At 59.0% G+C, this 21,389-nt stretch carries 18 protein-coding genes and 1 pseudogene; 6 read left to right on the forward strand and 13 right to left on the reverse strand.

From position 1 onward, the window contains the following. The first annotated feature begins 137 nt into the window (after positions 1–137). Positions 138–1,529 carry an L-cystine transporter gene (locus C1N60_RS11420; RefSeq protein ID WP_021506257.1) on the forward strand — a complete coding sequence of 464 codons (1,392 nt, stop codon included), beginning with the start codon at positions 138–140 and terminating at the stop codon, positions 1,527–1,529. A gap of 197 nt (positions 1,530–1,726) precedes the next feature. Beyond that, positions 1,727–2,113, forward strand: a pseudogene (locus C1N60_RS11425) (DUF6515 family protein). Between the two features lie 54 nt (positions 2,114–2,167). On the opposite strand, the gene osmE reads toward C1N60_RS11425, so the two are convergent. Continuing rightward, on the reverse strand, positions 2,168–2,503 hold the full coding sequence (gene osmE / locus C1N60_RS11430) for an osmotically-inducible lipoprotein OsmE (RefSeq protein WP_021506259.1): 336 nt from the start codon (positions 2,501–2,503) through the stop codon (positions 2,168–2,170). A gap of 192 nt (positions 2,504–2,695) precedes the next feature. On the opposite strand from osmE, the gene C1N60_RS11435 reads away from it, so the two are divergent. The 3 genes from C1N60_RS11435 (at position 2,696) to cho (ending at position 5,803) form a co-directional block, all read left to right on the forward strand. Then, the gene (locus C1N60_RS11435) at positions 2,696–3,886 is read left to right on the forward strand and encodes a multidrug effflux MFS transporter (RefSeq protein WP_394520860.1); all 1,191 of its coding nucleotides are present in this window, start codon (positions 2,696–2,698) and stop codon (positions 3,884–3,886) included. Between the two features lie 117 nt (positions 3,887–4,003). Further along, complete coding sequence (nadE, locus tag C1N60_RS11440; protein ID WP_021506261.1) at positions 4,004–4,831, forward strand: ammonia-dependent NAD(+) synthetase; 828 nt, start codon at positions 4,004–4,006, stop codon at positions 4,829–4,831. A gap of 111 nt (positions 4,832–4,942) precedes the next feature. Continuing rightward, positions 4,943–5,803, forward strand: a complete 861-nt coding sequence (gene cho, locus C1N60_RS11445) for an excinuclease Cho (RefSeq protein ID WP_394520861.1) — start codon at positions 4,943–4,945, stop codon at positions 5,801–5,803. A 78-nt stretch (positions 5,804–5,881) separates the two neighbouring features. On the opposite strand, the gene spy is transcribed toward cho, so the two are convergent. The 6 genes from spy to C1N60_RS11475 all read right to left on the reverse strand — a co-directional run bounded on the left by spy (position 5,882) and on the right by C1N60_RS11475 (position 12,791). Continuing rightward, positions 5,882–6,376, reverse strand: a complete 495-nt coding sequence (gene spy / locus C1N60_RS11450; protein WP_021506263.1) for an ATP-independent periplasmic protein-refolding chaperone Spy — start codon at positions 6,374–6,376, stop codon at positions 5,882–5,884. A 334-nt stretch (positions 6,377–6,710) separates the two neighbouring features. Next, positions 6,711–7,706 carry a succinylglutamate desuccinylase gene (gene astE / locus C1N60_RS11455; protein ID WP_059011766.1) on the reverse strand — a complete coding sequence of 332 codons (996 nt, stop codon included), beginning with the start codon at positions 7,704–7,706 and terminating at the stop codon, positions 6,711–6,713. 45 nt (positions 7,707–7,751) lie between these two features. After that, a complete protein-coding gene (gene astB / locus C1N60_RS11460) occupies positions 7,752–9,080 on the reverse strand; it encodes an N-succinylarginine dihydrolase (RefSeq protein WP_394520862.1) in 1,329 nt (442 codons plus the stop codon). Continuing rightward, the gene (gene astD / locus C1N60_RS11465; RefSeq protein WP_394520863.1) at positions 9,077–10,546 is read right to left on the reverse strand and encodes a succinylglutamate-semialdehyde dehydrogenase; all 1,470 of its coding nucleotides are present in this window, start codon (positions 10,544–10,546) and stop codon (positions 9,077–9,079) included. The genes astB and astD overlap by 4 nt, the downstream gene beginning before the upstream one ends. Then, entirely contained in the window at positions 10,543–11,574 is a 1,032-nt protein-coding gene (gene astA / locus C1N60_RS11470; protein WP_021506267.1) for an arginine N-succinyltransferase, read from the reverse strand. The genes astD and astA overlap by 4 nt, the downstream gene beginning before the upstream one ends. Beyond that, a complete protein-coding gene (locus tag C1N60_RS11475) occupies positions 11,571–12,791 on the reverse strand; it encodes an aspartate aminotransferase family protein (protein ID WP_394520864.1) in 1,221 nt (406 codons plus the stop codon). The genes astA and C1N60_RS11475 overlap by 4 nt, the downstream gene beginning before the upstream one ends. A gap of 870 nt (positions 12,792–13,661) precedes the next feature. Between C1N60_RS11475 and C1N60_RS11480 the strand changes: the two genes are divergently transcribed. After that, the gene (locus C1N60_RS11480; RefSeq protein WP_058782069.1) at positions 13,662–14,750 is read left to right on the forward strand and encodes a porin; all 1,089 of its coding nucleotides are present in this window, start codon (positions 13,662–13,664) and stop codon (positions 14,748–14,750) included. A 93-nt stretch (positions 14,751–14,843) separates the two neighbouring features. Here C1N60_RS11480 and C1N60_RS11485 read toward each other — a convergent pair whose 3' ends face one another. The 6 genes from C1N60_RS11485 to C1N60_RS11510 form a co-directional block, all read right to left on the reverse strand. After that, positions 14,844–16,283 carry a YchO/YchP family invasin gene (locus tag C1N60_RS11485; RefSeq protein WP_152391082.1) on the reverse strand — a complete coding sequence of 480 codons (1,440 nt, stop codon included), beginning with the start codon at positions 16,281–16,283 and terminating at the stop codon, positions 14,844–14,846. A gap of 220 nt (positions 16,284–16,503) precedes the next feature. After that, complete coding sequence (gene cheZ / locus C1N60_RS11490) at positions 16,504–17,145, reverse strand: protein phosphatase CheZ (protein WP_058757663.1); 642 nt, start codon at positions 17,143–17,145, stop codon at positions 16,504–16,506. Positions 17,146–17,154: 9 nt separating this feature from the next. Continuing rightward, positions 17,155–17,544: a chemotaxis response regulator CheY gene (gene cheY, locus C1N60_RS11495; protein WP_021506272.1), complete on the reverse strand. Its 390-nt coding sequence runs from the start codon at positions 17,542–17,544 to the stop codon at positions 17,155–17,157. Positions 17,545–17,583: 39 nt separating this feature from the next. Continuing rightward, a complete protein-coding gene (locus C1N60_RS11500; protein ID WP_021506273.1) occupies positions 17,584–18,633 on the reverse strand; it encodes a protein-glutamate methylesterase/protein-glutamine glutaminase in 1,050 nt (349 codons plus the stop codon). Continuing rightward, positions 18,630–19,505, reverse strand: coding sequence for a protein-glutamate O-methyltransferase CheR (gene cheR / locus C1N60_RS11505; protein ID WP_031279190.1), 876 nt, complete (start codon positions 19,503–19,505; stop codon positions 18,630–18,632). Before cheR ends, C1N60_RS11500 begins: the two co-directional genes overlap by 4 nt. A 104-nt stretch (positions 19,506–19,609) precedes the next feature. Then, on the reverse strand, positions 19,610–21,289 hold the full coding sequence (locus tag C1N60_RS11510; RefSeq protein WP_394520865.1) for a methyl-accepting chemotaxis protein: 1,680 nt from the start codon (positions 21,287–21,289) through the stop codon (positions 19,610–19,612). Positions 21,290–21,389 lie beyond the last annotated feature (100 nt).

Raw genomic sequence — 21,389 nt, forward strand, 5'->3', positions numbered from 1 at the left:
ATTTAGTTATAACCCAGACGATTTAGATATATTGTTCCCGCAGGGCCAACTGGTACCATGCCGCGACAGTTACAGAGGATCCCTCTGCTATTTTCGGTTACGCGGCGCGATCGCGTGGCGACCTTCAGGAGTTAACAATGAATATTCCTCTGATCATCAATATCGTGGCATTTGTCGCGCTGCTGATTGCGTTAAACCGCGTCGGCAACCAGAGCTGGAGCCTGTCGAAGCGCGTGCTGACCGGCCTGGTGCTGGGGGTGATCTTTGGCCTGGCACTACAGGCCATTTATGGCGAAAACAGCCCGGTGGTGAAAGAGTCGATTGGCTGGTTTAACATCGTCGGCAACGGCTATGTTCAGCTGCTGCAGATGATTGTCATGCCACTGGTGTTTGCCTCAATCCTCAGTGCGGTGGCGCGGCTGCATAACGCCTCGTCGCTGGGCAAAATCAGCGTGCTGACCATCGGCGTGCTGCTGTTTACCACCGCCATTTCCGCACTGGTGGGCGTGCTGGTGACCGGCCTGTTCCACCTCAGCGCGGAAGGACTGGTACAGGGCGCGCAGGAAACCGCGCGTCTGAGCGCCATCCAGAGCAACTACGTTGGTAAAGTCGCGGATCTGAGTACGCCGCAGCTGCTGCTCTCCTTTATCCCGAAAAACCCGTTTGCCGATCTGGCCGGTGCCAATCCAACGTCGATCATCAGCGTAGTGATTTTCGCCGCTTTCCTCGGTGTGGCGGCGCTGCAGCTGCTGAAAGATGACAAAGCTAAAGGCGAGCGCGTGCTGGTGGCGATTGATACCCTGCAATCCTGGGTGATGAAGCTGGTCCGTCTGATCATGAAGCTGACGCCGTACGGCGTGCTGGCGCTGATGACCAAAGTGGTTGCCGGTTCCAACCTGCAGGACATCATCAAGCTGGGCGGCTTTGTGGTGGCCTCGTATCTCGGCCTTGCAATCATGTTTGGCGTTCACGCGCTGCTGCTGTCAATCAACGGTATCAACCCGCTGCGCTTCTTCCGTAAAGTCTGGCCGGTGATTACCTTTGCCTTCACCAGCCGTTCCAGTGCCGCCAGTATTCCGCTGAACGTGGAGACACAGACGCGTCGTCTGGGCGTACCGGAATCCATCGCCAGCTTCTCGGCCTCATTTGGCGCGACCATCGGCCAGAACGGCTGTGCCGGCCTCTATCCCACCATGCTGGCGGTGATGGTAGCGCCGACCGTGGGTATCAACCCGTTTGACCCGGTATGGATCGCCACGCTGGTCGGTATTGTCACGCTGAGCTCAGCCGGTGTGGCGGGCGTCGGTGGCGGCGCGACCTTTGCCGCGCTGATCGTCCTGCCGGCGATGGGACTGCCGGTCACGCTGGTGGCATTGCTGATCTCCATCGAACCGCTGATTGATATGGGCCGTACCGCGCTCAACGTTAACGGCTCGATGACCGCCGGTTCACTGACCAGCCGCTGGCTGGGTATGACCGACAAAAAAGTGCTGGAGAGCGACGAACACGCGGAACTGGCGCACCGCTAAGTAACCCGTTTTCCCGTAACGGCAGGCTGCAAAGCCTGCCGTTTTTTTTTGCCGTTTTCTGCACTTTTTTCCGCAATCGTGGCGCTAACGTCAGGAAAGCGTTAAGCATGGTAAACGGAGGCAAAATCGACGGTTTTTTGCTTGAGTTTGCGCGCTGAAAGGCGAATGCTGCGGGGAGTTACCGCAGGAGAACCCCCATGAGAAACGTTATCGCCTCAATGCTGGCGTTAACCCTGATAGCGCCAACTGTAAGTTTTGCTCATCCGTATGGCTGGGGTCCGGGACCCGGCCCGCACTAGGGTGGTCCGGGACCCCGCTGGGGACATCCCGGACCGCTGCGTTTTCTGCCGGAGGCCGCGACCGCCGTGCTGATTGGCGGACTGACCTACTACCTGCTGAACGGTAGCTACTACCAGCGGCAGGGCGACACCTACGTGGTGGTCCAGCCACCGGATGGCCCACCGACCAGCGCCATGCGCGTTCTGGATTACAACGGCAAACGCTATTACGTGCAGGATGGTCACTACTATCAGCGCGAGATCAGCGGCAGCTACATTGAGGTGCCGCGGCCGTATGGGCTGTAAGCGCACAAAGAAAAACGGCCCGTCTGAGACGGGCCGTTTGTTATTCTGCTACCGTTACTGCGCGGCTTGCGGATCGGTATCGTAATCCTTACAGCTCTGGAAGCCGTAGTTCATGACGCGACCGGTGTCGTTATAGCTCACAAAGTAAGTCTGCTGTTTACCATCACGCTCACCAATCACGTAGGTCTGGCAGGTACCCCGTGCGTGAACCATGGTGATCTCGGTTGACGCCGGTCCGGCAATCTGGCGCACCTGTTCACGCGTCATGCCTTTTTTCACATCCTTCACCACAGGCTTAGTCACGTAGCTTTCCGCACGATCGTAAGTTGTACAACCAGACAGGGCTGCCAGCGTCATAGCGGCAGCGATACATCCCAGCACTTTATTCATCTTGTTGTTCCTCATACTTTGTCCATGTCCCACTAAGCCTGGAACATAATTCCAGATTTATCAACTCAATGGCGATGCTTTCGGTCAGTTCTGAAGCGTCAGGATTACGTAAAGATACTGTTTTGCCGTCACCGGCTCCGTATAATCGCGGCGCAAGATACATCTTAAAGCCAAAAATAACACAGAGGATCAATGACACCTGCACACCCTAACCGGCTGGTTTATGCCATTACGCTCGGCCTGCTCGCCGCGCTCGGGCCGCTTTGTATCGATCTCTATCTGCCTGCCCTGCCTGAACTGGCGCGCGACCTCGGTACCGAAACCGCCACCGCCCAGCTAAGTCTGACCGCCGGTCTGCTGGGGCTGGGCGCCGGACAGCTGCTGTTTGGTCCGATGAGCGATAAGTTTGGCCGTATTCGTCCGCTGCTGCTGTCGCTGGCGCTGCTGTTCATCGCCTCGATTGGCTGTGCGCTGGCGAAGGATATTCACGCTCTGCTGGTGGCGCGCCTGTTTGAAGGGCTGGCCGGTGCCGGCGGCGCGGTGCTGTCGCGTGCCATTGCCCGCGATATGTATAGCGGCCATGAGCTGACGCGCTTTTTTGCCCTGCTGATGCTGGTGAATGGCCTGGCGCCGATTGGTGCGCCGGTGCTGGGCGGTGCGCTGATGACGGTGCTGAACTGGCGCGGCATCTTTGTAGTGCTGGGCGCGATTGCCGTGCTGCTGATTCTGCTGGCGCGCTGGAAGCTGCGCGAAACCCTGCCGGCCGAACGCCGTAGCCAGGGATCGATCTTCTCCGCCTGGGCGGCGCTCGGCCAGGTCATCACCCACCGGCCGTTTATGGGCTTCTGCCTGACGCAGGGCTTCATGATGTCCGGCATGTTTGCTTATATCGGCGCCTCACCGTTTGTACTGCAGCAGATTTACGGCCTGTCACCGCAGGCATTCAGCTTGTGCTTTGCGGCGAACGGTATTGGCCTGGTGATTGCTTCCCAGACCAGCGCCCGGCTCTGTCCGCTGTGGGGCGAATATCGCGTGCTCAAGGGCGGCCTGACGCTGGCTTTTGTCGCCTCCAACTGCCTGCTGCTGGCCGGCGTGAGCGGCGCGCCGCTGCCGCTGGTGCTGGTGGCGCTGTTCTTCACCATCGCCAGTAACGGCGTGATCGCCACCACCGCGTCATCGCTGGCGATGCAGAGCCAGGGCCACCGCGCCGGCAGCGCCTCGGCGGTGATCGGCGTTGCGATGTTCTCGCTCGGCGCGCTCAGCGTACCGATCACCGGCCTTGGCGGCACCTCGGTCATCAGCATGACGGCCACCATCTTTGGCTGCTTTATGCTGGCCATCGTGATGTTCATGCTGCTGGCGCAGAAACCAAAAAGCGCCTGAATTGCCAACAGAAACACCGGACAACAAGCCGTTCGGCTTGTTGTTTTTCTGCGGAGGCGTTAGCTTTAGCACATGATTCGCATTGTGCCGTCAGGCTACCGACTTGAGGAGAGGTTCATGTCACTGCAGCAGGAAATCATTCAGGCCCTGGGTGTTAAACCGGTTATCGACCCGCAGCAGGAGATCCGCGTCAGCGTCGATTTTCTGAAGTCCTATCTGAAAGCCCATCCGTTTATCAAAACCCTGGTGCTCGGCATCAGCGGCGGTCAGGACTCAACGCTGACCGGCAAGCTGGCGCAGACTGCCATTACTGAACTGCGTGAAGAGACCGGCGATCACGACTACAGCTTTATCGCCGTGCGCCTGCCATATGGCGTGCAGGCTGACGAGCAGGATTGCCAGGATGCACTGGCATTCATCCAGCCGGATCGCACGCTGGTGGTCAACATCAAAGAAGCGGTACTGGCCAGCGAGCGCGCACTGCAGGAGGCGGGCATTGCCCTGTCGGATTTTGTGCGCGGTAACGAGAAAGCGCGCGAACGCATGAAAGCCCAGTACAGCATTGCCGGCATGACCAAAGGCGTCGTGGTCGGCACCGATCACGCCGCAGAAGCGGTGACCGGCTTCTTTACCAAGTACGGCGACGGCGGCAGCGACATCAACCCGATTTTCCGCCTCAACAAAGGCCAGGGCAAACAGCTGCTGAAAGCGCTCGGCTGCCCGGAACACCTCTATCTCAAGCACCCCACCGCCGATCTGGAGGACGATCGTCCCGGTCTGCAGGATGAAGTGGCGCTGGGCGTAACCTATCAGCAGATTGATGATTTCCTCGAAGGCAAAACCATCGACGCCGACGCGGCGAAAATCATTGAAGGCTGGTATACCAAAACCGAGCATAAACGTCGTCCGCCGATCACCGTGTTCGACGACTTCTGGAAGAAGTAATCCCTGCGGCTTCCCGCTCCCCCGGCGGGAAGCCAGCCTCTTCACGTCCCCGCTGGCGGGAAAACGCGCACGCTGATATACTGTATGCACAACCAGTAAGCGGAGCGTTCTTTGGTCAGACGAGCAAACCGCCATCGCCTCGAATTTGATGCGGCGGCTATCTATCAATATCCCGAACATCTGCGTCAGTGGCTGGAAGGCTTGCCTAATCAGCCGGGCGTTTACACTTTCCACGGTGATAACGACAACCTGCCGCTGTACATCGGCAAGAGCATCAACCTGCGCAGCCGGGTGATGGCCCATTTTCGCACGGCGGATGAAGCCAGCATGCTGCGCCAGGCGCGGCGCGTCAGCTGGATCCCCACCGCCGGGGACGTGGGCGCACAGCTGCTCGAAGCGCAGATGATCAAAACGCAGCAGCCGCTGTTCAATAAGCGCCTGCGCAAAAACCGCCAGCTGTGCTCGCTGCAGCTGGGCGATGGCGCACCGCAGGTGGTTTACGCGCGCGATCTCGATTTCTCCTCCTCGCCTGACCTGTACGGGTTATTCCGCAGCCGCTTTGCCGCCTTAGAGAAGCTGAAAAGCCTCGCCGATGAGCTGCGCCTGTGTCACGGCCTGCTGGGATTAGAGCGCCTGCAGCCGGGGCGCGGCTGTTTCCGCGCGGCGCTTAAACGCTGTGCCGGTGCCTGCTGCGGGGCGGAACCGCTGGCGGCGCATCAGCAGCGCCTGCTGGCAGGGCTGGAGCAGCTGCGCGTGGTGTGCTGGCCGTGGCAGGGCCCGGTGGGTATGGTGGAGCGCGGGACGGAGATGACGCAGATTCACGTCATCGATCACTGGTTCTGGCTGGGATCGGTCAGCAATGAGCAGGAAGCGCGTCAGCTACAGCGTGCGCGTCACGGCTTCGACCATGACGGTTACAAAATTCTCTGCCGACCGCTGCTGTCCGGCGTTTATCCGCTGATTGAGCTATAACGCAAAACCGCCGACGCTGCCCAAAGCACAGTGTGCCATGGACAACGTCGGCGGTCTCAAACCGGTGAGCTAAACGGCTTATTCGCCATCAGCCGGCGGTGGCGGCATTTTACCGTCGTGCGGGCCTTTTTCTGTCAGACGTTTCTCAAAGTTGGCGTTGTACTGCTTCTTCTGGTCTGGCGTCAGCACGTTATAAATCTTGTTCTGGGTTTCCAGCATCTTCAGCGCATGCTCTTTCGCATTGGCGCTCATTTTGTCTGCCTGCGCTTCTGCTTTGGCACGGTCAAAGGTGTCGGATGCGATGATGCTGTGGTTAGCACGACGCTCTTCCAGCGATGGACGCTTCATGTCTTTATGGCTGTCACGCAGGATGTCGCGAATCTGGGTTTTCTGCGCGTCGGTCAGGTTGAGGTCTTTGAACATCATGTCCATGCCGTGGTGGCGCATCGGCTTGTGCATCGGTTTTTCACTGCCCGCTGGCGGCGGCGTCAGGTTGTCAGCCGCAGCATGGACGATATTGGCGGCGCCGAAAGCCATTGCGGTAGCCAGAAACAGGGAGGTCAGTTTACGCATAATATTGTCCTTACTTTTCAGTTTAATGACGACAGCCTGTGTCGCGTCTTCGGAAACAAGCATACGACGCTGAACGTCAACTACTCAGAGGCTGAGTAAAGCCCTGCAAGCATAAAAGACAGTTATCGGGCAATCATGGAGAGATTGCGAAGAAATGCGTGAGGAATTGCAAAAGAGTATGACGATCAAGGGGAAAGCGCAGGAATTAAGGAGGAGTGTAATGGCTTTGTCGGTTTTGCGGAAGGGAAAATGTCGTTAATTTGCGCACGTTCTCTGCTCACCCGTGACCTCTCCCGTCACAGGGAGAGGAGGGATTGCCGGGTAAAGCTTTCGATTACAACTCCAGCGCCTGGGTCTGCTCACTCTCCTCTACCAGCATCAGCCCGGCGCGCAGGCCCGGTGCCACGCTGGGATTGGGGAACAGCACATATTCACGCGCCTGCTGCACGTAATAGCGCCGCTCACCCTCTTCCGCCAGCAGCGTGCCCTGCGGGAAAGCCGTGAAGTTGAGGGTTTCCGGGCCCATATGCAGAACAAACTGCTCGCCGTGCCGGGTGATTTGCTGCGCTACGCGGTAATGGCGCGGCGTCTCGCGCACCGCCGGCAGCGCCTCACCGTACAGCAGCGCCGCCAGCGCACGCTGCACACCGCTGAACTGAGTAAGATCGTTCTCGCCAAACGGCAGCGCCTTTCCCAGCTCCAGCGTACAGCTGGCTGCCGCGTAGTGTTCACAGCTGAAGTGGGTGAAGGTGCCGCCCGGCGCACGGTGAAACACCAGCGCCTCCAGCTCGGCCGCTGCCAGCCAGTGTAAAAAATCCGCTGGCCACGGCTGGCTGTTGAGCGGCATCACGCCAAAGCGCGTATGCCACGAACCGCGAATCGCGGTGTGCAAATCGAGATGCCAGCGAATTTCGTGATCGAGACACTCGCACCAGAAGTTCTCCAGCGCCTGCTCCAGCTGGAGCGCGCGCTGCGCCTCCGGCACGTCGGCCACCTGTTGCCAGCGGCCACCGAACAGCCGGTTGATATCATAATGCTGGTAGCGTTTGCCGCTGCGCAGCGCCGCCGGGTTGCCGAGGATCACCAGCAGGCGCACGGCCAGCGGTTTTTCCCCCTGCAGCAGCGGCGTCAGCAACAGGTTGAGGATCTCCACCGGGGCGGTCTCGTTGCCGTGAATCCCGGCGGAGAGAACCAGCGCCTGCTGCGTGGGCGTATGCGGTGTCAGGGATAGTATGCCCTCATCATGCCACTGCCAGTGCAGGTGGGCGTTACTGCCCTGCCGCTGCGCGGGCGGCCTGCCTGACAGGGTTTGCTGTAAAAAGTCCTGCATGTTCACTCCTTTCTGACACAGGGGGCAACACATTTGCCCCCGGCGTTAACGCTGAAACGCGTAGACACTGCCTAAGTCTAGCAGCTGTGTCAGCTCGTCCAGCGCGCTTCGCCCTTCGCTCAGCAGCTGCGGATCGGCCAGGTCGGCCTGCGTCAGGCGGTCGCGATAGTGACGGTCCACCCAGTCATTCAGACGCGTAAACAGGCGATCGTTCATCAGCACGGCCGGATTGACGGCCTGACGCTCCGCCTCGGTTAACACCACGCGCAGACGCAGGCAGGCCGGTCCGCCGCCGTTGCACATGCTTTCACGCAGATCAAACACCTGCAGTTCACAAATCGGGCCGCCGCTCTCCACCAGCTCGCTCAGGTAGCGCCACACGCCGGGATGCTGGCGCGACTCTTCCGGCAGCACCAGCCGCATGCCGCCGTCCGGATGCTGCAGCAGCTGGCTGTTAAACAAGTAGGTGTTCACCGCATCGGCCACTGACACCCGATCGCGCGGCACCACAATCGGCTGGAAGCCTGGCACCTGCGCCGCCAGCTGTTGCAGCAGCTGGGGCTGGTCGACAAACGCCTCTTCGTGGCAGAAAAAAACCTGCTGATTGCTGACGGCGATTACGTCGTTGTGGAACACCCCCTGATCGATCACCGCCGGATTTTGCTGAGCAAACAGCGTGCTCGCGTCATCCAGCTGATGCAGTCTCGCCACCGCCGCGCTGGCTTCACGTGTCTGACGCGCCGGATAGCGCGCCGGTGCGCTGCCCTGCTGCTGGCCGTCACGACCGTAGACAAACAGCTGAACGCCGGGCGCGCCATAGTCAGCGCCGAAGCGGTTATGGTTGGCTGCACCTTCGTCACCAAACAGCGCCACCTGCGGCAGCGCGTCGTGTACGCTGAAGTGGCGGCCATCGCGGAAGATGGCGCGCAGCAGGTCGGCGGTTTCCGGCGCTTCAATCGCCCGGTGGAACTTATTGTTCAGGTTGGCAACGGTAAAATGCACTTTGCCGTCGGCGCTGTCGGCAGAGGGCGAAACCGTGGCCGCATTGGCCACCCACATCGCCGACGCCGAACTGGCCGCTGACAGCAGCTGCGGTGCCTGCTGCGCCGCTTTGGCCAGCACCTGCGCATCGCTGCCGCTGAATCCCAGCTGGCGCAGCAGCGGCAGATTAGGCCGCTCGTGCGGAGGGATAACCCCCTGCACATAGCCCATGTCGGCCAGCGCCTTCATTTTCAGCAGCCCCTGTTTAGCCGCCAGCCGCGGATTGGAGGGCTGCAGCTGATTGCGCGTGGAGGCTTCGTTGCCAAACGACAGGCCAGCGTAGTGGTGCGTCAGGCCGACCAGACCATCAAAGTTTGCTTCAAACGCCTTCATGATGTCGCTCCTGAAGCAGCAAAATCGAGACCTGGCGACAGGCTGCCCGGCAGCGCTAAGCTGCTGCTCTCCAGCGAGGCCATCGGCCAGGCGCAGTAATCTGCCGCGTACCAGGCGCTGGCACGGTGATTACCGGAAGCGCCTACGCCGCCAAACGGTGCCGAACTGGCGGCGCCGGTCAGCGGTTTATTCCAGTTCACGATGCCGGCGCGCGCTTCCAGCAACAGCTGATCAAACTGGTCACGCTGTGGTGACACCAGCCCGCACGACAATCCGTAGCGCGTGTCGTTGGCGAGGCCAATCGCCTGCGCGTAATGGTCGTAGCGGATGACCTGCAGCAGCGGTCCGAACACCTCTTCGTCAGGCAGTCCGGCGACGCCGGTCATGTCGATGATGCCGGGCGTAATAATCGCGCTGTCGCGATCCGGCCAGCGCATCGCCAGCAGCACCTTGCCACCCAGCGCAACCCGCTGCTGCCAGGCGGCGAAGATCTGCCCGGCGGCGGCGGGCGAAATCACGCTGCCCATAAACGGCTGCGGTTCGGCATCCCACGCTGCCGGTTTGAGGCGCGCACTCACCTCGACCAGGCGCTGCAGGAAGGCATCGCCCGCCGCACCGCGTTTCACCAGCAAACGACGCGCGCAGGTGCAGCGCTGGCCGGCGGTAATGAACGCCGACTGAATAGCGATATGCACCGCGCCATCAATGTCGGCCGGATCTTCTACAATCAGCGCATTGTTGCCGCCCATCTCCAGCGCCAGCATTTTCTCCGGCTGTCCGGCTAACTGGCGATGCAGGTGATAGCCGGTGGCCGCGCTACCGGTAAACAGCAGGCCGTCAATCTGCTCCGCCTGCGCCAGCGCCTGGCCGGTATCACGTCCGCCCTGTAACAGCGCCAGCGTACCCGCCGGCAGGCCCGCTTCCTGCCACAGCTGCACGGTTTTCTCTGCGGTGGCGGGGGTCAGTTCGCTCGGTTTAAACAACACGCAGTTGCCCGCCAGCAGCGCCGGCACGATATGTCCGTTCGGCAGATGGCCGGGGAAGTTATACGGGCCGAACACCGCCAGCACGCCGTGCGGCCGGTGGCGCAGTGAACTCTCACCTTCGGTCTTTTCGCCGGTGCGGGTGTGATAAGCCTTAATCGAAATGGCCACTTTATTGATCATCGCCTGCACTTCGGTCAGCGTTTCCCAGCGCGGTTTGCCGGTCTCACGTGCGATGATTGCCGCAAGCTCGGTTTTATCCCGCTCCAGCAGACGGGCAAAATCCTCTACCCGCGCCTGGCGGGCAGCAAACGGCAGGCGTGCCCATGCCGGGAACGCCGCGCGTGCCGCCTCACAGGCCGCCGCCACCTGCGCCGCAGAGGCAGCGTTGCCCTGCCATAAGATCTCGCCGCTCACCGGATTGTGTTTACTCAGCGTCTCCGCGCTGCCCGGCTGCCATTCACCGTTGATAAAATGCGTCATGCGTTATTCTCCTCGCGACCCAGGGTAACCACCCGCAGCGAATCGCCATAGTCGCAGCGCAGCGCGGTGCGCTGCTGCTGATTAATCAAAACCTGTCCGGATGCGACATCGACCGGCAGCAGCGCCACGCGGAACTGCTGATAGTCGCAGTTCGCCACCAGACACAGCGGCCAGTGCGCCTCAGCTTCGCCTTCGCTGGCGGTCAGCACTTTGCTCTTGCGGATGGCGCGGATGCGGTCGATCTCACACTCCAGCGTCGGGCCGCCGTCAAAGATGTCGATATAGTTGAGATAGCGGAAACCCTCGGCTTCCAGCACCGCGCGCGCCGGCGCGGTTTTCGGGTGGACTTCACCAATCACCTGCTGTGCCGCTTCCGACAGATAGTGGATATACAGCGGATGCTTGGGCATCAGTTCTGCGATAAAAGCTTTTTGCCCGGTGCCGCTGAGAAAATCGGCCTGGCGAAACTCCATGGAGAAGAAACGGCTGCCCACGCTGTCCCAGAACGGCGAATGTCCCTGCTCGTCGCTGACGCCGCGCATCTCCGCGACCACGTGCTTCATGAAGCGCTCGCGGAAATTCGCCATAAACAGAAAGCGCGACTTGGACAGCAGATGGCCATTTTTTCCGTCGCGGTAGTCAGGATCGAGGAACAGCGTGCACAGTTCGCTGCTGCCGGTGTGATCGTTACTCAGCGACAGCGTCGGCAAACTGGCGTAGACGTTCAGCTCTTTCGAGGCGTGCACCTGGGTACCGACGCGGAAGTTGTACCAGGGATCCTGCAAACCTACCGCCACTTCAATGGCGCAGATGCCGACGGCGCGATTGTCACTGCTATCCGCCAGTACAAACACGTAGCCCTGTTCAGCGCGCGGCAGCGCGTCCTGCCAGGTTTGCAGCGAGCGCTCAATGCGCGCCTTCAGCGTCTCGCTGTCGGCGGGCAGCGAGGTCAGACCGCCGCCGGTTTTCCCCGCCAGCGCCAGCAGCTGCGGCAGATCGTCACGTTCGACGGGGCGGATCACCATCATGATGTGGCTCCTTTGAGCACGCGTGCGCAGGCGCGTTCGAAGCGCGCCAGCCCTTCTTTTACTTCACGCTCGCTGATGTTCAGCGCCGGCGCAAAGCGCACCACGCTGGCACCGGCGATCAGTACCATCACGCCCTCTTCCGCCGCCGTCAGGTTGAACTGTTTGGCTTTACCGGCAAAATCGTCATTCAGTACCGCGCCAATCAGCAGCCCCAGGCCACGAATCTCTTTAAACACCGGCAGCCGCTGGTTGATCTCCTGCAGCGCCGTGACAAACCACTGGTGCCGCTCGGCCACGCCAGCCATAAACTCAGGCTGATTGATCAGCTCCATCACTTTACCGGCCACCGCACCGGCCAGCGGGTTGCCGCCGTAGGTGGTGCCGTGCGTACCGACGCCCATCACCTGCGCCAGATCTTCACGCGTCAGCATCGCACCGATGGGGAAGCCGCCGCCCAGCGCCTTGGCGGTGCTCAGCACATCCGGCGTGACGCCGTAATGCATATAGGCATACAGCGAGCCGGTACGGCCGACGCCGCTCTGCACTTCATCAAAAATCAGCAGCGCCTGATGGCGGTCGCACAGTTCGCGCAGTCCGCGCAGGAACGCCGGATCGGCCGGTAATACACCGCCCTCGCCCTGAATCGGCTCGACGATGACCGCGCAGGTCTGGTCATTAATTAAGGCCGCCGCCGAGGCCAGATCGTTAAAGGTGGCATGCTGAATGGCTGGCGGTAACGGGGCGAAGTCGCGCGAATAGGCGGGCTGGCCGCCAGCTGAAACGGTGAACAGGGTGCGGCCGTGGAAGGCATTGGTGAAGGCGACGATATCGTTTTTTTCGGCACCGAAACGGTCGTGCGCCACTTTACGCGCCAGCTTCAGCGCGGCCTCGTTGGCTTCCGCCCCGGAGTTACAGAAGAACACGCGGTCAGCAAAGGTGGCATCAATCAGCTGCTTCGCCAGGCGCAGAATCGGTTCGTTGGTGTAGCCGTTGCCGGTGTGCCACAGTTTACCGGCCTGCTCGGTCAGCGCCTGCTGCAGCGCGGGATGGGCATGGCCAAGCGCGTTCACCGCGATGCCACCGGCAAAATCGATGTACTCTTTGCCCTGCTGATCCCACAGCGTAGAACCTTCGGCACGCACCGGCACAAAAGCCGCAGGGGCATAAACCGGCATCATCCATTGATCGAAATCGTGACGTGAAACCTGCAGTGACATAGCCATTTCTCCTGCCTCACTTCGGGTGAAGCTTTTGTTTTAAAATTGTTAAAAGTTGCTGAGTTGCAGCTCGACTATAGAGTGCAGTTAACGTGCCAGCCAGAGGAAAAAATGCATAAATCAGGTTCAGCAACGAAATATCAATGATTTACGCCCTTTCGCTATGCACATTTAATGCATAAAAAGTGAATAACCATCCGATAACAGCGGCACCGCAGTAATTTGTTTAGCGGATTTATGCATTCGCAAAATGAAATATTGCTTTTGTGATCGCACAGCAGATATTTCGCCAAAATGAGGCGTCTGCTGCGCCATTTTGGGGCGCACTGCGCTTAACGGGTGCAAGTGACAGTCCGGTTCAGGCATCGGCGTGGTGCAGGTCGGCCGCTTATTAGTAACAACTGATTAACTTATTTTTGCTACCTTATGCCAGGCTGGCCGGTAATTAAACGTATTAAAGATCGGGATATTATTTAGCCTGAAATATACCGACACAGTGCGTCAATGCAGATAATTTACGGGGTGACTATCAGCCTGCTTTGATTCATAAGCATTGAACTTTATGGCATAGGCTTGTGCTATTTAAGGCAATAAAACGCTATTTTTATTAAGTCATACCCCTCTTACTTTAATCATTATTTATCAATAAGATAAATATTAATCGTCGATTAAACGCTCACTTAATCATGATAAGTAAAAGCGATTCCCATTTCCGAATAATGGAATTGGCGTATGAAAATCGCACAAATAGCCAATAAGAAATTATTTGTTACAACTATTGCACTACTGATCTTTATCCTTTTGTGTCATTTTCTTGTCACCCCACCAGGGGCTTAAAAAATTAAAAAATAACACAGGGTAAAAATATAAATGATGAAGCGCACTTTACTGGCAGCAGTCATGCCATTGCTGCTGGGACTTTCTGTGGCTCAGGCCGCTGAAATCTATAATAAGGATGGTAACAAGCTGGATCTGGTCGGCAAAATTAACGTGTCGCACCTGTTCTCCGATGACACCACCAATGATGGTGATACCTCATCGTATGTCCGTATCGGTTTTAAGGGCGAAACCAAAATTACCGATCAGCTGACCGGCTACGGTTTCTGGCAATCGCAGTTCAGCCTGCGTAACACGGAAGGCGCCGATGCGCAGGCCGGTAACAAAACCCGCCTCGGCTATGCGGGTCTGAAGTTTGCGCAGTTTGGTTCGATCGACTATGGCCGTAACTATGGTCTGATTTATGACGTGCTGGGCTATACCGATATGCTGCCTTTCTTCGGCGGTGATTCCGGTTATGTCGATGCTTTCCTGTCCGGTCGCTCCACCGGCGTGCTGACCTGGCGTAACAAAGATTTCTTCGGTCTGGTTAAAGGCTGGAACGTCGCAGCGCAGTACGAAGGGAAAAACGAGCGCAGCGACAGCGCGGCAACGCCAAACCTGGCGGTACGCCGCTCTAACGGTGACGGTTTCGCCCTTTCCACCTCGTATGACACCGACTTTGGCCTGAGCGCGGTTGCCGCCTATGCCAGCCTCAATCGCGTCAGTGCGCAAAACCTTGCCACCTACGGCAGAGGTGAGAAAGCCGAACACTGGGAAACCGGGGTGAAATATGATGCTAACCAGCTCTATCTGGCGACCATCTACGGCGAGTCCCACAACGCCACGCCAATCGGTAACAGCGGGTTCGCCAACAAAGCGGTGAACTTTGAAGCCGTGGCGCAGTATCAGTTCCTGAACGGTTTCCGTCCGTCGCTGGGCTACGTGAGCTCAAAGGGCAAAAATATTGAAAACGTCGGCGACGCCTGGCTGTTCAAATACGCGTCCGTGGGTGCCACCTACTACTTCAACAAGAACATGTCGGTCTATAGCGAATACCGCATCAACCTGCTGAAAGATGACAACGCGCTGCGCCTGAAAACCGACGATATTACCGCGGTCGGTCTGGTGTACCAGTTCTGATGATGATTTACCCTCATGGCATCCCGGCAAGTGTCGGCTGAGGATGCAGCAAAGGGCAGCTCCGGCTGCCCTTTTTCTTTGGTGCCGCGCTGATTATGGCGCCAGCAGGTCGAAGCGGTTTTCGCCCCCCTGCTCCAGCATCACCGGCGGCTGCACCTGCAGCGTAATCCAGTTGGAAGTCACGCGATTTTGCTTGCTGTCCTCCAGTGTCACTGACAGGCGATAACTGTTGTTCGCCTCAGGCGACGCATCCCACGCGGGCATAATAATACTCCAGCCCTGCGGGTCGTTGGGATCGGCACCCGGCGTCAGGCTCAGCGCCTGCGTATCGCCCTGCCAGCTGACTTTACTGATTGGATGAGCACTGCGGATCTGCAGTTTCAGCGGCAAACTCTCGCCCGCATTGAGCTGCCACGGCGGCGTGGCGAGGAATACCGACAGGGTTTTACGCTGGCGGAACTCCAGCACCGGCGTATTGCTGCGCGTGACCAAATCATAGCGGCTACCGCGCAGCGAACGCGCGGCGGCGACGTTATCCGGATTGAGCTGCTGACTGAGCGCCACGCCAAAGCGGTAATTGAGACGTAAGCCGAGCTGATCCTGGCTCTCGCCTTCATTACTGGTTTTGTGGCTGGCCGATACGGTGACCAGCGGCACTGGCGTGTAGGAGACGCCCAGCGTCAGCGCTGAAGGATTGTGATAGCTGTTGCCGGAATTAAACAGATCGACATTGTTGCCGAGATACTGCTGCCAGCTGACCGACACGCCCAGCTGGCGGTAAAACGGCAGATAGCCCTGGGTGGTGACATCATACCCGCGTGCCAGCCGCTGCTGCTGGAACGGGTTGCGATTGCGCCAGCCGGACAGCGGCGTGTAGTAGTTGGCGGATAAGCGCAGGTAGTCGCTCCAGGCCTCGGTGCCCAGCGAAGCGCGCTGCAAGCCGCTGTCAAACAGCCGATCAACGAAGCCGTTATAGCCCAGCAGCCAGCTGCCGGCCACCCAGCGCTGTCCCAGCCCGGCATTGCCCACCAGCCCGTCATCAGTCTGGTGCACGCCCAGCTGGCTGAACGTGAGGTAATTGTAGCGATCGGCCCATGGCGTCAGCAGCGAAGCCCCGCTGCCGCTGAAGTTACCTTCCATATCGACGTTAAGATCGATCTGTGCCTGGCCATAAGGCGACAGCAGCGACTGCCCTTCATCCGCCACCCGGGTAGCAACCTCATCACGAAAATGGTTAAACGCCCAGATTCCGGCCTGCTGACCCAGCGTGGTATCGCTGTCGCTGTTCTGGCTGGCCTCGCCGATGCTTTTGGCAATGCCCGCCAGCTTTTTACTGAACGCCGACGTATCGTCCTGATAGCCCAGCGCCGGTAATTCATCAGCAATTTTCTGGAAACGTGCCGGATCGGCAAACGGTGTTGCAGAGACGTCGCTGTTACCGGTGAAGGCCTGCGCAGGCGCAACGGCCGCCAGTACAGGGGCCCCTAAAGTTACAGCAGCGAAAATTTTGCGGGTCAGAACCAATGGCAGCATAGCAAAAGAGTAGTCGTTTCAGTTTAGAATTTGAAGTAGCTCACAAAACTGTACGAGGTTACCTTAACATATCCTCGCGCCAACGTAGGACTTGTCTTGCTATGTTTCAGAATTTACGTCACCCGCGGGCATGCAGGGCGATCAGACGGGAAAACACGTCGTGCGTTCCCCTCTCCCGGGCGGGAGAGGGTTCGGATGCGGGTTGAACACCCGATCAGCATTAAAAACCTAAACTGTCCAGCAGGTCGTCAACCTGGTCCTGGCTGGAAACCACACCTGGCGCGTTAGCATGGATCTGCGGACCGTTCAGCAGGCTGTTGCCCTCTTTACGTGCCGCCGCATTGGCTTCCGGCATGTTCTCCAGCAGTACCATCAGCAGCTGGCGTTCGATCTCCTGGATCACATCCATCATGCGCTTGATTACCTGACCGGTCAGGTCCTGGAAATCCTGCGCCATCATGATTTCCAGCAGCTGCTTGTTGGTGTACGCCGTGTGAGACGGAACGTCGTCAAGGAACTGGCGCGTATCCGAAACCAACTCGCGTGCATCCGCCAGCTCGATCGGGTTTTCAAACCAGGCATCCCAGCGGCCTTTCAGCTGGGTGGCGCCGGCTTCCATCTGGTCCTGGTGTGGCTGCGCCGCTTCCACACAGTTCAGCGCACGTTCCGCTGCCTGTGCGGTCATCTGCACCACATAATCCAGACGGTCACGCGCGTCCGGAATCGCTTCTGCCGCTTCGGCAATGGCCTGATCCAGCCCCAGTTCGCGCAGGCTGTCACGCAGCATACGTGTCAGAGAGCCAATCCGGGCAATAATCTCGTGTGCCGAAGCTTCTTCAGTTGGTTTCGGAAGGTCGCTCATCACATCTCCTTACATACCCAGTTTTTCGAAGATTTTGCCCAACTTCTCTTCCAGCGTGGCGGCGGTGAAAGGCTTCACCACGTAACCGCTGGCACCGGCCTGCGCGGCGGCGATGATGTTCTCTTTCTTGGCTTCGGCAGTGACCATCAGCACCGGCAGTTTGCCCAGCGTGGCGTCGGCACGAATGGTCTGCAGCAGTTCCAGACCGTCCATGTTTGGCATGTTCCAGTCAGAGATAACGAAATCGAAGCCGCCTGCACGCAGTTTGGTCAGGGCGTCGACGCCATCCTCGGCCTCTTCCACGTTATTGAATCCCAGCTCTTTAAGCAGGTTACGGACGATACGACGCATCGTGTTGAAGTCGTCCACTACCAAAAAGCGCATGTTTTTATCAGCCATATCTACTCCTGTGTTGTCTTGTCCGGCAGGACCGGCTCGTTAAATTCGCAATGCCTGTCCGGCGCTAATTTTGGCCAGCATATGCTGGCTGATGTGGCCCAGATCGACCACTTCACTGGTGCCGCCCATCGCTATCGCTTCGCGCGGCATACCAAATACCACACAGCTGGCTTCATCCTGGGCGATGGTCCACGCGCCGGCGCGGTGCATTTCCAGCATCCCGGCCGCGCCGTCGTTGCCCATGCCGGTCAGAATGACCCCCACTGCATTTCGCCCGGCGTTGACCGCCACCGAGCGGAACAGGACGTCCACCGACGGTTTATGGCGGTTCACCGGCGGTCCGTCGTTCAGTTTCACCACGTAGTTGGCACCGCTGCGCGCCAGCTCCATGTGCATCGCGCCCGGCGCGATATAGGCGTGACCGGGCAAAATACGCTCGCCGTCTTCCGCCTCTTTCACGGTAATCTGGCACAGCTTGTTCAGCCGCTCGGCAAACGAGCGGGTAAAACCGGGCGGCATATGCTGCGTAATCAGCAGCGCCGGGCTGGTGGCCGGCAGCGGCTGCAGCACATGGCGAATCGCCTCGGTGCCGCCGGTTGAAGAGCCGATGGCAATCAGCTTTTCACTGCTCAGCAGCGGTCCCGCTTTCAGCATCACCGGCTGCGGCGTGGCGGCACGCGCATGCAGTTTGGCGCGCGCGGCGGCGCGAATCTTGTCAGCGATCATCTGGCTGTAGGCCAGCATGCCTTCACGGATGCCGAGCTGCGGCTTGGTGACGAAATCCACCGCGCCTAACTCCAGCGCACGCAGCGTCACTTCCGATCCTTTACCGGTCAGCGACGAAACCATCACCACCGGCATCGGCCGCAGGCGCATCAGTTTTTCAAGGAAGTCGAGGCCATCCATACGCGGCATTTCGACATCCAGCGTCAGCACCTGCGGGTTGTACTGTTTGATCAAATCCCGCGCTACCAGCGGGTCCGGCGCCGTCGCGACCATCTCCATATCGGGATGGCTGTTGATGATCTCCGTCATCAACTGGCGCATCAGCGCGGAATCATCCACGCACATCACGGTGATTTTGCTCATCGTCTTTCCTTGGTCAGTCCATAGACAGTCTGTCCACGCAGCCAGAACTCTTTACTGATCTGACTGAAGTTTTCCGAATGCCCGGCAAACAGCAGACCGCCCGGCTTCAGCAGGGGGACAAAACGGCGCAGAATTTGTTCCTGCGTCTCTTTATCGAAATAGATCATCACGTTACGACAGAAAATCGCGTCGAACGGCCCCGGCAACGCCCAGTCGTGCGCCAGTAAATTGAGCTGCGCATAGTTCACCATGTTGGCCAGCTCGCTGCGCACGCGCACCATACCGGCGTGCGGACCGGTGCCGCGCAGGAAGAAGCGCTGCAGCTGCGACTGCGATAAGGTGCGCAGCTCCTCCTGGCGATAAACGCCCGCTACCGCTTTCTCCAGCACCTGGGTATCAATATCACTGGCGTGGACGGAAAATTTCCCCGGTCCGGTGCCCAGCGTTTCCGCCAGCGTCATGGCAATCGAGTACGGCTCTTCACCGGTTGAGGCGGCGGTGCTCCACACGCTGTAGTTGCCGCTGCGTTTGCGCGCATGCTCTGCCAGAATCGGGAAGTGGTGCGCCTCACGGAAAAATGAGGTCAGGTTGGTGGTCAGTGCGTTAATAAACGCCTGCCACTCGGCACTGTTCGGGTCCTGCTCCAGCAGCGCCAGATAGCGACCAAAATCATCAATATTCAGCATGCGCAGCCGACGTACCAGACGGTTGTAAACCATCTCGCGTTTGTGGTCGGCCAGCACGATGCCCGCGCGCTGATAGATCAGCTGGCTGATACGACGAAAATGTGTATCGGAAAGCGGCAGGCGCTGCACCATTTGTGAGAGCAGCGTCGTGGCTTCATTTTGATCCAATAACGTCGATTTCTTCATTTCGGGTCACCCGGCAACAAACTGATTAAATTGTGATACTGCGGTTGCTACTGTGCTGCCAGTGCACACCATTCACACGGGCCGCCCTGCGGCGGCCACAAGGGTTAAAAGGTTTCCCAGTTATCGTCAGCGCCACGAGCTCCTGCCGCTTGCGCCAGCGCCTGCGGTGCAGACGGACGCGCAATTTTTGGCGCTGTAGTTACGTTAACGGCCTGGGCGACAAATTCTTTACCAATATTGAACACCGCCACCGACTGTTTCAGTCGGCTGGCCTGATCTTCCAGCGCCGCCGCCGCCGTCGCGGACTCTTCCACCAGCGCCGCGTTCTGCTGGGTGACGCGGTCCATCTCGTTCACCGCCAGGCCAACCTGGTCGATACCGCGGCTCTGCTCATCGGAAGCCGAGGCGATTTCGCCCATGATGTCGGTCACGCGGGTCACCGCGTTGACGATCTCGCTCATGGTTTCGCCCGCGCTCTCTACCAGCACCGAGCCGGTATTGACGCGGCTGACCGAATCTTCAATCAGGCCTTTGATCTCCTTCGCCGCCTGCGCGCTGCGCTGGGCCAGACTGCGCACCTCGCCCGCGACCACGGCGAAACCACGCCCCTGCTCACCGGCGCGTGCCGCTTCCACCGCGGCGTTCAGCGCGAGGATATTGGTCTGGAAGGCGATACCGTCAATCACGCTGGTGATATCGGCAATCTTCTTCGAACTGCCGGCGATGTCCTTCATGGTGCTGACCACGCCATCGACCACTTTGCCGCCCTGCTGCGCCGTTTCGGACGCGTTCAGCGCCAGCTGCGACGCCTGACGGGCGTTTTCCGCGTTCTGCTTCACGGTGGCGGTCAGCTGCTCCATGCTGGCCGCGGTCTGCTCCAGCGATGCGGCCTGCTGTTCGGTACGCGAAGAGAGATCGTTGTTGCCCATGGCGATTTCGCTGGCGCCGGTGTAGATGGCGTCAGAACCGTCGCGCACGATGCGTACGGTGCGCGCCAGCTCCTGCTGCATGTGCTGCAGCGAACTGAGCAGGTCGCCCATTTCGTTGCGCACGCTGAGATCGACTGGCTGCGTCAGATCGCCGCGCGCAATATGGCGGATGTGCTCAATGCTCTGCTGCAGCGGACGGATCAGCGCCGTACGCATACCGCTCCACACCAGCGCAATCACCAGCAGCGTCACCAGCAGCGTACCGACCACCAGCATAATCGCGTGTTGGTAAGCGCTCTCATTGGCGTCAATGCCCTGTTTTGCCAGCACAATGTTGTAGGCGAGCCAGGCGTTGTAATCCTTTTCAAATTTGTCCTGAAAACCCTGCGTTGGCTGATCGACAAAGCCTTTAAAGTTACCGGCACTGAGAAAATCAATCAGCTCGGCCAGCGCCCCGCGAAACGCGTTGTAGTTAGCCTGCAGCGTCAGCACGTTCTGCGCGCTTTTGCCCTTTTCCGACAGGTTAGCGTTGAACTCGGCAAAGCTCTGATCGGCGGTTTTCAGCTCCGTATTGGCCAGCGCCACCAGATCTTTTACCGTGGCACCGGAGCCGGCCTGCTGACTGTCCAGCAGATAGCGGATACCGGCACGGTTCAGTGTGTTACGCGCCTGTACCAGCGAAACCCATGAGGTGCCCATCGCCCGCTGCAGGGTGCTAAGACGTTGGTTGTACGCAAAATTATCTTTATCGGCTTTCACCGTTGAAAAAAACATTCCTCCGGAAAACAGCTGCAGTAAGGCAAATAACGCCAGCACGCACAGCAGGCCGGATACCACTCGAACACGACTAAACATAAACACCTCATTAATTGGCGGATCGCTGGTGTTATCGGCGCGCAGGCGCGGATCTTTATGTGAGGTGAAAGGGGTAAGACCAGCAGCAAACCGGAGAAGG

This window comes from Pantoea sp. SGAir0184, assembly GCF_043544755.1.